General features: G+C 41.1%; 12 protein-coding genes. 4 read left to right on the forward strand and 8 right to left on the reverse strand.

The genetic code is table 11. From position 1 onward, the window contains the following. Positions 1 to 72: 72 nt before the first annotated feature. From trpA to CVT08_RS08040, 7 genes are all read right to left on the reverse strand, one after another. Positions 73 to 822, reverse strand: a complete 750-nt coding sequence (gene trpA / locus CVT08_RS08010; protein WP_107855843.1) for a tryptophan synthase subunit alpha — start codon at positions 820 to 822, stop codon at positions 73 to 75. Further along, positions 815 to 1,996: a tryptophan synthase subunit beta gene (gene trpB, locus CVT08_RS08015; protein ID WP_107855842.1), complete on the reverse strand. Its 1,182-nt coding sequence runs from the start codon at positions 1,994 to 1,996 to the stop codon at positions 815 to 817. Before trpB ends, trpA begins: the two co-directional genes overlap by 8 nt. Continuing rightward, positions 1,989 to 2,600, reverse strand: a complete 612-nt coding sequence (locus CVT08_RS08020; RefSeq protein ID WP_107855841.1) for a phosphoribosylanthranilate isomerase — start codon at positions 2,598 to 2,600, stop codon at positions 1,989 to 1,991. The genes trpB and CVT08_RS08020 overlap by 8 nt, the downstream gene beginning before the upstream one ends. After that, positions 2,600 to 4,204 (reverse strand): anthranilate phosphoribosyltransferase, encoded by a 1,605-nt coding sequence (trpD, locus tag CVT08_RS08025; RefSeq protein WP_107855840.1) that lies wholly within the window; start codon positions 4,202 to 4,204, stop codon positions 2,600 to 2,602. The genes CVT08_RS08020 and trpD overlap by 1 nt, the downstream gene beginning before the upstream one ends. Positions 4,205 to 4,287: 83 nt before the next feature. Next, positions 4,288 to 4,860 (reverse strand): recombination mediator RecR, encoded by a 573-nt coding sequence (recR, locus tag CVT08_RS08030; protein WP_103567635.1) that lies wholly within the window; start codon positions 4,858 to 4,860, stop codon positions 4,288 to 4,290. Then, positions 4,857 to 6,113 carry an ArsS family sensor histidine kinase gene (locus CVT08_RS08035; protein WP_021086841.1) on the reverse strand — a complete coding sequence of 419 codons (1,257 nt, stop codon included), beginning with the start codon at positions 6,111 to 6,113 and terminating at the stop codon, positions 4,857 to 4,859. The genes recR and CVT08_RS08035 overlap by 4 nt, the downstream gene beginning before the upstream one ends. Continuing rightward, complete coding sequence (locus CVT08_RS08040) at positions 6,110 to 6,781, reverse strand: response regulator transcription factor (protein WP_009294394.1); 672 nt, start codon at positions 6,779 to 6,781, stop codon at positions 6,110 to 6,112. The genes CVT08_RS08035 and CVT08_RS08040 overlap by 4 nt, the downstream gene beginning before the upstream one ends. 123 nt (positions 6,782 to 6,904) lie before the next feature. Between CVT08_RS08040 and dnaJ the strand changes: the two genes are divergently transcribed. Then, the gene (dnaJ, locus tag CVT08_RS08045) at positions 6,905 to 8,047 is read left to right on the forward strand and encodes a molecular chaperone DnaJ (RefSeq protein WP_107855839.1); all 1,143 of its coding nucleotides are present in this window, start codon (positions 6,905 to 6,907) and stop codon (positions 8,045 to 8,047) included. 1,022 nt (positions 8,048 to 9,069) lie between these two features. Here the strand turns inward: dnaJ and pyk are convergent. Further along, positions 9,070 to 10,521, reverse strand: a complete 1,452-nt coding sequence (gene pyk, locus CVT08_RS08050) for a pyruvate kinase (RefSeq protein WP_107855838.1) — start codon at positions 10,519 to 10,521, stop codon at positions 9,070 to 9,072. Between the two features lie 92 nt (positions 10,522 to 10,613). Between pyk and CVT08_RS08055 the strand changes: the two genes are divergently transcribed. The 3 genes from CVT08_RS08055 to CVT08_RS08065 all read left to right on the forward strand — a co-directional run bounded on the left by CVT08_RS08055 (position 10,614) and on the right by CVT08_RS08065 (position 12,734). Further along, positions 10,614 to 11,675, forward strand: coding sequence for a TRAP transporter substrate-binding protein (locus CVT08_RS08055; protein ID WP_021089010.1), 1,062 nt, complete (start codon positions 10,614 to 10,616; stop codon positions 11,673 to 11,675). A gap of 116 nt (positions 11,676 to 11,791) precedes the next feature. Beyond that, the gene (locus CVT08_RS08060; RefSeq protein WP_107855837.1) at positions 11,792 to 12,541 is read left to right on the forward strand and encodes a hypothetical protein; all 750 of its coding nucleotides are present in this window, start codon (positions 11,792 to 11,794) and stop codon (positions 12,539 to 12,541) included. A gap of 10 nt (positions 12,542 to 12,551) precedes the next feature. Beyond that, a complete protein-coding gene (locus CVT08_RS08065) occupies positions 12,552 to 12,734 on the forward strand; it encodes a hypothetical protein (protein ID WP_107855836.1) in 183 nt (60 codons plus the stop codon). Positions 12,735 to 12,763: the final 29 nt, after the last annotated feature.

Here is a 12,763-nt window from a genome sequence, read left to right on the forward strand (position 1 = left end):
TTCCTTAAGACTTGAAATGCGCGTTAATTATACTTTGGCTTTACTAAATTAGCTATAAATTTATTAAGCATTTTAAAAGAGTTTATCGACCTCTTTCACTAGCTCTTTTGCGCTAAATTTAGCACAAAGCTTGACTATTTGCGTGCCTATGATCGCAGCGTCAGCATATTTTTTCACTTCACTAACATCATCTTTGTTTTTGATGCCAAAACCCACAGCCACTGGCAGATCGCTCTTTTTCTTAAGCTCTAGGACTAAATTTTTTATCCTATCTTCATCAGCTCTTTTTGAACCGCTAACGCCGATAGCACCTAGCACGTAGATAAATCCTGAGCCAAATTTTAATATCTCATCCGCCCTGCCCCCAGAAGTGACGCTGATAAGTGGCACAAGGCATAAATTTAGCTCCTTGCACTTTAGAGCAAACTCCTCGCACTCCTCACAAGGCAGATCCGGCACGATAAAGCCGCTCACTCCTACTTCACATGATCTTTTTAGAAATTTATCCACGCCATAAGCAAAGATGATGTTGTAATAAACTAAAAAGACAAGTGGCTTTGTCACTTTTGCCTTGCATCCCTCAAGCATGTCAAAGACAACGTCGGTATTTACGCCACTTTGAACTGTCTCAAAGCTAGCTTGCGCGATGAGTTTGCCGTCAGCCAGCGGGTCAGAATATGGGATACCGATCTCCAGTAGATCAAGTGTGCTCTCATCTAAATTTTCTAAAAATTCCTTAGTTTTCTCTAAGCTTGGATATCCAGCCACGATGTAGCCTATATTTGCCTTTTTACCGTTAAATGCGCTTCTAACCTTATCCATAAATTTTTCCTTTTTCGTAGCCGATGACTGTGTTTATGTCCTTATCGCCCCTGCCTGAGACATTTACGACGATGACGCTTTTTTTATCAAGTTTTGGGCAAAGCTTCTCCAGATACGCCACCGCATGCGCGCTCTCGATAGCTGGGATGATGCCCTCCATCTTACTTAGAAAATACAAGGCGTTTATGCACTCATCATCGGTCACCGCTTCGTATCTTACCCTTTTGATGTCATTTAGATGGGCGTGCTCTGGGCCGATGCCTGGGTAGTCAAGGCCTGCTGAGATGCTATGCACTGGCGAGATCATGCCGTATTCATCTTGTAAGACCGTCGTTTTCATGCCGTGGATGATGCCGGTTTTGCCTTTGCTAAGCGTAGCTGCGTGATAAGGCGTATCTATGCCAAGGCCGCCAGCTTCTATACCTACTAAATTTACACTCTCATCGTCCAAAAACGCGCTAAAAATGCCAATAGCATTACTGCCGCCGCCAACGCAGGCGATGACGTAGTCGGCCTTTTTGCCATACTCTGCTAGCTGAGCTTTTGCCTCTGTGCCGATGATGCTTTGAAAGTCACGCACGATCTTTGGATATGGGTGTGGGCCAACGGCTGAGCCGATGACGTAAAATGCGCTCTCTATCTCATTTACCCACGCTTGTATGGCCGCCGTAGTAGCCTCTTTTAGCGTTTTTAAGCCATCTTCTACGCTCACCACCTTTGCGCCAAGAAGCTGCATGCGAAAGGCATTTAGCTGCTGTCTAGCAACGTCAGTTGCACCCATATAGACGTCACACTCTAGCCCCAAAAGTGCCGCTGCAGTCGCTGTTGCTACGCCGTGCTGACCAGCTCCAGTCTCAGCTAAAATTTTCTTTTTACCCATTTTTTTAGCAAGCAATGCTTGAGCAAGAGCGTTATTTATCTTATGTGCGCCCGTGTGGTTTAAATCCTCTCTTTTTAGGTAAATTTCATGTCCGTAGTGCTCGCTCAGACGCTTTGCAAAAAAGAGCGGACTAGGCCTGCCAACGTAGTTTTTCAAAAGATCATCAAGCTCGTCTTTAAACTCTTTTGTCTTTGCGATGCTAGCATAAGCACTCTCCAGCTCATCAAGTGCAAACATCACCGTCTCAGGCACGAACTGCCCGCCAAATTTTCCAAAATATGCTTTACTATTCATCTTCTACCTCACCTATGATCTTTAAAATTCTCTCTATCTTTTGCGCATCTTTTATGCCGTTTTCGTCCTCGACTTTTGAGTTGATATCGACTAGGTATGGCCTAAATTTCAGCGCCTCTTTTATATTGTGCTCGCCTATACCCCCAGCCATGCCAAATTTAAACTTAAGCTCTTTTAAAATTTCCCACTCAAAGCTAGTGCCATTTCCGCCGGCATTTTCGCCCTTGCAGTCAAAAAGCGCCATGTCAAAATGCTTAAAATCAATCTCTGGCAAGCTATCTTTCACGCTAAAAACCTGCCAAATCTCAAGCCCCATATCTTTTAAATTTGCATGCAAATTTTCACTGATCGCTCCGTGCACCTGAGCCACGTCAAGCCCTGCAAACTGGCAAATTTCCATTATCTCGCACTCGCTTTGCAAAGCAAAGACGCCAACTGCTTTTTTGCCCTTGCTGTGAGCAAATTTAGCTATCTGCCTAGCTAAATTTAGCTCGACCCTTCTTTTGCTTTTGGCAAATATCAGCCCGATAAAATCAACATCCAAAGCGCAAACCGCACTCGCCTCATCTAGCGTCTTGATGCCACAAATTTTAACTAGCGCCATTACGCCTGTGCCTTTATAAACTCTTCATAAAATTTATACGCCTTGCCAGAATTTATCGCCTCAAGCACCATTTTTTTGGCCTCGTCTGGGCTCTTTGCCCCATCAGCCGCGTATAGCGCAAACATCGCATTAAAGACCACGATGTCAAATTTCGCCCCCTGCTCTTCGCCTTTTAGCGTGCGTATCAAAGTTTTGGCGTTTTCTTCTGGTGTGCCGCCCTCGATATCGCTGTGAAGCGCTCTTTTAAAGCCAAACTGCTCTGGCGTGATGCTATACTCAAAAAATTCACCATTTTTTAGCTCCACAACGCTCGTTTCGCTACAAAGCGTGATCTCGTCTAGCCCGTCATCGCCACGAACGACCAAAGCGTGCTTTCTGCCAAGGATCTTAAGCGTCTGGGCGTAGAGTTTTAGAACGGGCTTATGATAGACGCCAACTAGCTGGTTTGTAAGGTTTAAATTTGGATTTAAAAGAGGTCCAAGAACGTTAAATACGGTCCTTATGCCAAGTCTTTGGCGCACTTCTCTCACCTCGCCAACTAGCGGATGGAAAAATGGCGCATGGAAAAAGGCTAAATTTTTATTTGCTAAATTTTCACGCTGTTTTGCCAGTGATTTTTCACTTTTTACGCCTAAAATTTCAAGCACATCAGAGCTACCTGACTTACTTGAAACTGCCTTGTTGCCGTGTTTTGCGACCTTTACACCAAGGCTTGCAAGGATGAAAGCCACAGTAGTTGAAATATTTATCGTCTTAAAGCCATCGCCTCCAGTGCCGCAAAGATCGATCATAGGCGTATCATCGCGGTAGGTTTGTGAGTATTTTAGGATATTTTTTGCAAGTGCAGCGAGGCTTTTTGGATAGAGGCTCTTTTCGCTAATGAGCACCAAAAGTGCCGAAAGCTGCACGATCTCATACTCTTTACTGGCTATTATCTCGCAAATTTGCTCAAAGTCGCTATCATCAAGTGGGATGTTTTCTTGAAGCTTGATAAGATAAGGCTTAAGTGAGCGGATTTTAGGCTCTTTTACCTCATCTTTTGCTTTGAAATTTACAAAATTTTCAACGATCTTTTTGCCGTATTGTGTGAAGTAGCTTTCAGGGTGAAACTGGATGCCAAAGATCGGCTTATCTTTAACGCTAAGCGCCATAACTACGCCATCATCGCTCACCGCATCAGCGCTTAAGCTAGCTGGGAGCTCATCGACATAGAGCGAGTGGTAGCGCATAACCTCAAAGCGTTCAGGCAGCCCTGCAAAGAGTGGCTCTTTGTTTTTCACGTCGATAAACGAGGTCTTGCCGTGAAGCGGGTCATCTAGTCTTTTTATCTTTGCGCCGTAGCTTAGACCGATGGCTTGGTGTCCAAGGCAAATGCCAAGCACTGGCACGCCAAGGTCTGCCTGCAAAATTTCTAAGCAAACTCCGCTATCTTTTGGGTGCTTTGGACCTGGGCTTAGGATGATCTTACTTGGACTTAGTTTTTTGATCTCTTCAAGCGTTATCTTATCGTTTCTAACGCATCTAACCTCTTCGCTGGTGAGCTCTTTTACGTACTGCTCGACGTTGAAGACAAAACTATCGTAGTTATCTATAAGTAAAATCAATCTCTATCCTTTTAAATTTAGCAGCGGCTACGCGGACTAAATATTATAAATTTAGGTGAGATTATAACTAAAAGAAATTTTAATTAGGCTTTTGTGCGGCTCTCGTAGGCTTTTAAGAGCGAGAGCATATCGACGTTTTCTAAATTTACGCCAGTTGGCACGCCTTGAGCGATCTTGCTAAATGAAATTTCACTCATTCCAAGCTTATCCTCTACGTAAAGCATGAGCGCGTCTGAATTTAGCCCCGGCGTAAAGGCAAAGACGACCTCTTTTGAGCCATTTTGCGTGATAGCACTTCGCAGCCTCTCTATGGCGTCCTCGTCGATCTCGTCAAGTACGAAGTAAAGGCCATTGTAGATGCCATTTTGCTCAAAAACCAAGATATCTTTTGGGCTTTCAACCAGTAAGATGACTTCGCTGTCCCTGCTCTCGTCGCTGCAAATGTCACAAATTTCATTTTCGCTTAGCCCACCGCAACGCTCACAGCGCTTGATAAATCTCACCGCATCTTCGATATTTTGCGCGAGCCTTAGCCCTGCAAAGCTATCTTGCATGCAGACAAAGTAGGCAAATCTTGCGGCTGATTTTTTTCCCACACCTGGAAGCCTGGCAAAAGACTCAGTTAGCTCGTTAAATTTCTCTAAGCCCCTTTTCATGCGCGTTTTGCCTTTGCACGAAGTAAAATTTTAAAGACGTGATAGCCATCTTCATAGTCGTAAGCAAGCTCAAATTTTTGCATCTGGCAAATTTGCTCGATGATGTAAAGTCCAAGCCCCATGCCGCTTCCAGCACTCACCTTGTCGCCTCTAACAAAGGCTTGTTTGTAGTAATCAATCGGGTGATTTAGCTTTTTGCCTAAATTTTTAACCGCTATAAATTCGCTATCGCAGATTAAGATAGCCTTTTTATCTTCTGCGTATTTTAGGGCGTTATCTATCAAATTTTTAATCGCCAAACTAAAAAGCTGAAAATCAACTCTTAATATAACGTCATCTCTGATGTCACAGCTCACTCGCTCTTCAAATTTATCAAGCATGAGCATATCTTGCACTTGCTCTAAAATGAGCGAGAAATGGCACTCTTGATAGTTTAGTGCATAGCTTTTTGAAAGGAGCTGCTCTACCTTGCTAAATTCATTTATAAGCATCTCAAGGCGCTCAAAAACGTTTATGAGCCTCATCTTTTGGGTGTCGTTTGCGACCATCTCAGAGACGATCCTACCCTTGCCAATAGGCGTCTTTAGCTCATGCATGATCGCACGTAAAAATAACTGCCTTGAGCGGATGAGCTCTCTGATCTTGCAAACGGCGTTGTCAAACTCGACCGCCACCTGCCCGATCTCGTCTTGCTCGTTTTCATTTAGCCTTGCAGTCATCGCCATCTCCATGTTTCCGCTGGCAAATTTTCTGATATCTTTGCTAAGTCTTCTAAGCGGCAAGAGGCTTCTAAGCACCGAGACGTAAAGCGAGATAAGTAGAGCCGAGATGATCAAAAATGCCACCCAAAGCGGGTCATTTACGTGTCTTGCATCGTTGCTCTCAAGTAGCAGCTGAAAAGATGGATTTTTGATAAGTAGATACAAATCGCCTTTGTAATTAACCGACTGCATCATGCCAAGAGGCGTATGCTGCGTAAAAATGGCGTTTCCGCTTGTAGTAACTGAGGTGGCTAAATTTTTGTTGCCGACATATTCTAGATTGAAATTTTTAAAGTAGTGCTCCAAATCTCTTGGGGGATTGCCACGCTCGTAAAGCGCCACAAGATAGTTCATAGCGCTTATTTGTTTGTCTTTTAGCTTCTCAAGTGCACTTTCTTGCTGAATGTTTGCAAATGTCACAAAGAGCAAGCACATCAGCGAGAAAGCGATGGCAAAGATGATAGTTATCTTGGTTGTTATGGAGTATTTCATCCGATAAGCTTATATCCTATGCCTCTAACTGAAAATATATGTTTTGGCGCTTTTGAGCTGTCGCCGATCTTTGTTCTAAGGCGTCCAATGATGACATCTAGGCTCTTTGAGTCCTTATCTTTTAGGCTCTTGCAGTTATAAACTAGCTGCTCGCGAGATACTGAAAAGCTGTGCTGTTTGATGAGATAGGTTAAAATTTCATACTCAGCAGGTGTTAGAGCAAGGGCTTCATTATTAAAGTAAATTTCATGGCGCTTGTCGTCTATCCTAAATGCGCTATCAACGACCTCTTCTTGAACTTCATTTGTCTTTTTATATCTTCTGATAAGACTTGTGATGCGAGCATACATCTCTTTTGGATCGTATGGTTTTGGCAAATAATCATCCGCGCCAAGCTGAAGCCCAACAACCTTGTCGCTGATGTCACTGCGAGCTGAGCTTATGATGATAGGGATGTCGTATTTTTGGCGAATTTCTTTACAAACTTCAAGACCGTCTATGCCAGGCAAAGTAAGGTCAAGTATGAGCAGGTCATAGTTTTTTATCCCTGCGCTTAGTCCTAGATATGGGTCTTCAAAGTTAGTCACTTTTATATTAAAGCTATCAAGATATTCAGATAAAATTTGAGCAAATTCTGGATCGTCTTCGATCATTAAAACGTTAATCATAAATCATCCTTTTCATTGAAAAATAGTAGAGATTATACGGCAAAAATGTAAATTTTTTTTTAAATTTAAACTTTTTTGGATAAAATCTCACATTTAAAATAAGCTTAATAAACAAGGAAAAATGTGGAGTTTGATTATTACGAGATCCTTGAAATTTCAAGAAATGCAACTGGCGACGAGATAAAAAAAGCCTTTAGGAAGCTCGCTTTAAAATACCATCCAGACAGAAACGCTGGCGACAAAGAGGCTGAGCAGAAATTTAAACAGATAAACGAAGCCTATCAGGTCTTAAGCGACGAGCAAAAGCGCTCTATCTACGACAGATACGGCAAAGAAGGGCTTGAGGGCAGATTTGGCAGTGGCGGTGGCTTTAGCGCTGATTTTGACCTTTCAGACATTTTTGACTCATTTTTTGGAGGCGGTTTTGGCGGTGGTTCTAGACAGAGAAAAAGACGAACTGAAAAGTACTCGGCTGATCTTGAAATTCCTATAAATTTAGAGTTTAACGAAGCTGTTTTTGGCTGCGAAAAAGAGATCAAATTTGATCAAAAAGTGCCTTGCCCAACATGCAATGCCACAGGTAGCAAAGACGGCAAAAACAAAACTTGCCAGCACTGCGGCGGAAGCGGCAGGATCACGCGCGGAAATGGCTTTATGAATATCGTTCAAGAGTGCCCATACTGCCACGGATCTGGCGAAGTGATAAGCGAGCCATGCCCTGATTGCAACGCAAAAGCTTATAAAATCCAGCAACAAAGCGTCAAGATCACGATCCCAGAGGGCGTCGATAGTGGCATGAGGATGAGGGTCGCTGGTAAAGGCAACATCGGTGCAAACGGCGTTCAAGGCGATCTTTATGTGAGCATAAATGTAAAAGACGATAAGCACTTTATCCGCCACAATGACGACGTTTATATAGAAATTCCAGTATTTTTTACCCAAGCTGTTCTTGGTGAGAGTATAAAAATCCCAACACTTCGCGGTGAAGCCGAGCTAAAACTACCAGTTGGCGCGAAAGATAAACAGCAATTTATCTTTGAAAATGAGGGTATCAAGGGCGTAAATTCACGCAAAAAAGGCAGACTTGTAGCTCAAATTTCTATCCAAACGCCTGACAAACTAAGCGACGAACAAAAAGAGCTTTTAAACAAGCTTCAAGCTAGCTTTGGCATAGAATCAGGCAAGTCAAGCACCGATGAGAGCGTCTTTGACAAGATAAAAAGCTGGTTTAAAGGCGACGAGCCAAAAGGTAAAAAGAAAAAATAAATCTAAATTTGTGGCACTAAATTTGGCGTCACAAATTCTTTCAAAATAAATTTTATATCCTAATTTTTACAAGTAAATTTCATACAAATTTTAAAATTTCATGAGTGAGTATATCACACTTCTAAATTTAGTGGCGAATAGTTATGAGCCCTAAATTTAGTAAGTTGCTAAGGCGAGTGAGTAAAGTTTTAAAATTTGCAAAGCAATCTAATCAAATTTAAATGTTTGTTTCTTTGTTAAGGGGGAAGAGGCTTGAATTACGGTCTGCTTGCAGTTGCGAGCTAGCGACGCAAAGAAGCTCTCTTCCCCCTTAACGATCCCCTAACTCTGACAACGTTAGAAGGGCATGCTTTAGTGCTTCGCACTGCATGCGGTTTATTTTTAGAAAATTCTGACAAATTTTAAAATTTCATGAACGAGTAATTTCGGCTCTAAAATTTGAGCTAAGCAATAAGCGAAGCCAAATTTTAGTAGTCAATTCTTGCGAGTGAATGAAAGTTTTAAAATTTGCAAAATAGTGTGTTTCTCTTTTTTGAAAAATGGACTTTAAATTTAAAAGCTTTTCTTCTAAAGGAAGACAAGGGGGACTTGAATTACGGTCTGCTTGCAGTTACAAGGCGAAGCCCGAGTAAAATCCCCCAAACCCCCTCGCACGTTAGAAGTGCATGCTTTAGTGCTTTGCGATGCATGCATTTTATTGAAATTCCAGTAAATTTTAAAATTTCATGAACGAGCAATTTCGGCTCTAAAATTTGAGCTAAGCGATGAGCGAAGCCAAATTTTAGTAGTCAATTCTTGCGAGTGAGTGAAAATTTAAAATTTGTCGCTACGAACTAAAAAATTTAATTTTTACAAAAAAGTTCAAGCGAATTTTAAAATTTACGGGCGAGCATATCACGCTTCTAAATTTAGTGGCAAAATAAAGAATTTAAATTCGGTAGATTTTCAAGGCGAGTGTATAAAAGCGCATAAATTTAAAAGAAATTTTAGTGCCCAAAATATCAGGCACTAAATCCATAAATTTACTCAGTTGCAAGATCAAGGTAATAATCAAGCTGGTCGCGTCTGATGATACGTATGAGGTTTGTGCTGCCCTCTACGCCTGTTGGGTGGCCAGCTGTAACGAGATAGGTCTTGTCATGCTCGACGTATCCAGCGTCGTAAGCCTTTTTGATGACATTTGCAAGTAGGATATTTAGCTTTGTCTTTTCAAGCACGAGCGCTGGCGTCACACCCCAAGCAAGGGTAAGCATGTGAGCTGTCTGCTCGTCGTGTGCGATAGCGATGATGTCGATACTTGTGCGGTTTCTAGCTAGTTTTATGGCCGATTTGCCAGAGCCTGTGATAGAGAGTATCGCATTTGCCTTGATACGCACGGCTAGCGAAGCTGCGCTATTTGCAACCATGTCTGTCTCGTCAAAAAAGTCAAATTCGTCAAATTTATTATAAGGATAGATACTTTGCGTCTGGATGATCGTCTTACTCATCGCCTCTACGACTGCGACTGGGTTTTTGCCGATCGCACTCTCCTCGCTTAGCATAACTGCGTCAGTGCCGTCTAGCACGGCGTTTGCAACGTCACTGATCTCCGCTCTTGTAGCAGTTTCATGCTCAGCCATGCTTAGCATCATCTGAGTTGCTGTGATGACTGGCTTGCTGGCTGCATTTGCCTTTTTGATGATGAGCTTTTGTATGGTTGGGACCTTGTAAAATGGCACTTCTATGCCAAGATCACCACGAGCTACCATGATGCCATCGCTCTTTGCGATGATATCATCTATGTTTTCAACCGCGTCAAATTTCTCGATCTTAGATAAGATAGCCGCTTTGGAGCCAAATTCTTTTAAGATATTTCTCGCTTTTATCACGTCATTTGCGTCTTGTACGAAGCTAATGGCGACGAAATTTACGCCATGTTTTGCGCCAAATTCCATATCTTCTTTATCTTTTGGCGTGATGATCTCGATACCAAGAGCGGTGTTTGGGAAATTTACCCCTTTGTTTGAGTTTAAAATTCCGTCATTTTCGATGATGGTTTTTACCACATCTTTGCCCTCGCCTATAACTCTTGCTCTGATCGAGCCATCGTAGAGATAGACGTACTCGCCAGCCTTTAGCATAGGTAAAATTTGAGGCTGATTTAGGCTCACTCTATAAACACCCTTTTCGATCTTTTCGCCCACGATATCCTCTGCGTATATGCTAAGCTCGTCGCCAGCTTTTAAGTAAAATGGCTCGCTAAGCTTGCCAACTCTGATCTTTGGACCGCAGATATCTTGCAAGATGCCTATGCGTTTGTTTAGTCTTTTTTCGATGTTTCTGATCTTGTCGATGTTTGATTTGTGGTATTCGTGTGTTCCGTGGCTAAAATTTAAACGAAAAACATTAACACCTGCTTTAACCATCGCTTCCATCGTCTCTTCGTTATCACTTGCTGGCCCTAAAGTCGCTACAATTTTCGTCTTTTTTATCATTTTTATGCCCTGTAATTTGATTTTTGCGATTATAACACATTTTAATAATGTAAATTTTTTGTATAATATGCAAAATTTTTAAAGGAGAGAGTATGAATAAATTTTTATTAGCGTCTCTTGGCCTAGCAGCTCTTGCTTGCGCTGCCATGGGAGATGACAAAGTCTATAAGCTCAAGCTTGCAACCTCATGGGAGAGCACTATGCCAGTGCTTGGTGACGTGCCAAAAGAGTTAAAAGAGAAGGTCGAAAAGATGAGTAACGGCCGCATCGAGATCAGGATCGACTACCCGTCAAAGCACAAGTCACCTTTTGCGATGCTTGACTTTGCAAAGAGCGGTCAGTACGACATCGGCTACACAGCTAGCTACTACTACAAGGGCAAAGATCCTAAGACTATGTTCTTTACAGCGACACCATTTATGATGAATACCGACGAGCAAACAGCTTGGTATGAATTTGGCGGCGGCAAAGAGCTAGAGGCGAAAGTTTTTGACCCATATAACATCAAAATTTTTAGAGCTGGCAACACTGGCATGCAAATGGGCGGCTGGTTTAAAAAAGAGATCAAGTCAGTTGATGATATCAAAGGCTTAAAGATAAGAATTCCAGGCTTTGGCGGTGAAATTTACGCTAAACTTGGTGCAAATATCAACACTATCCCAACTGGCGAGCTATACATGGCACTTGAGATGGGCACGATCGATGCAGTCGAGTGGGTTAGCCCAGCTTACGATATGGCGCTTGGCTTTCACAAAGTGGCAAAATACTACTACACAGGCTGGCAAGAGCCAGATGGCGAAACTCAGTTTTTCTTCAACAAAAATGCGTATGAAAAACTTCCAGATGATCTAAAAGCTATCTTTGAAGCGGCTGCTGCTGAGGTGGCAAGAGATGTGAATACTAAGGTATTTTACGCAAACGTAGAGTACTGGGACAAGATGAAGGCTGAGTATCCAGACATCCAAGTAAAATCTTTCCCACCAGAGGTCATCGCAGCTCTTAAAAAGGCTACAAATGAGCTACTTGATGAAGAGAGCGCGAAAGATCCACTATTTAAAGAGATCGTCGAGTCTCAAAGAGCTTTCCTTAAAAAAGCAAGAGAGTGGACTAAAATTTCTGACTACGCTTACATTAAAACAAACGAAGAGAAATAACCACAGCAGGGAGCTCTCCCTGCTTTTTAAAATTTAAAACCACCACAAAAACTAATCACAATAAGACTTTAAAGCAAAAGATAAGACAATAGTGAAAATTTCATAGGGAAAAAGAGATGAAAAAAGTCAAATTTATAGTTTTTATCTGCTTGTTTATACTGCTACCACTTGCTTATTTTAATGGCTTTATAAGAATTTCTGATCTAACTAGCGAACAAGAGAGCATTGCTAAGAAGTATGGTGGTGTTTATGTATTTGATGAGAAGTTAGAGAAGGAGATAGATAAGAGAGAGGAAGAGATAAAAGAGTTAAGAGATTGTTATACCACCAAAACAATAAACGAGTGTGAGCTTATTGTCAAAAAACAGGTTACCACTGATGGATATTTTTTAAACAAAGTTTGGAACAATAATAAAGAAAAATTTAGGCAAAGATATAATACTGAGAGCGATAGTGAAGCACAAGATAAATTTATAAAAGATACTGCAAATCAACAATCAACGCCTATTCAGACATTATCTAATGGTAAAAAGTATTATGTAACCACAAGAGATTATGGAAATGATTTTAAAAAACAAGCTTGGATGCCTAGAGAATACTCTGAAAAAATAAACGAATTTATTGGAAAAGAAAATTTAGAAAAGATTAAACCAAGTAAGCTTTTATCTTATTTTTATGCAGATAATGACAATGGCGATATAGTGCCTATTGTTGTATCTGTATATTACAATGTGCCAACGATAGTATTTGGACTATATGGAGATGAAGCAAGTGGGATAAAATTTTCTAAAACAATAATAAATGATGTAGGTGGAGATGATTACTTTTACCTAATAGATAACAAATTTCAAAAGATAAATAAATAGGAATAAGTATATGAATACTCTTAAAAATTTAACAAATAAAGAGATGGTAAATAAGATAAAAGACTATGCTGATATAGCTGATGTTAGTTATGCTTTTTTTGAGTATATAGATGAGAATGAAATTTGGAGTGTGTCTGATAAATTTTATAATCAACAAACCTCAACTAAGCATAATAAATTAATAATATTATAAATATAATCACAATAAAATTAAAAGAAATT

It is taken from the genome of Campylobacter concisus, from assembly GCF_003048835.2.
GTDB lineage: Bacteria > Campylobacterota > Campylobacteria > Campylobacterales > Campylobacteraceae > Campylobacter_A > Campylobacter_A concisus_D.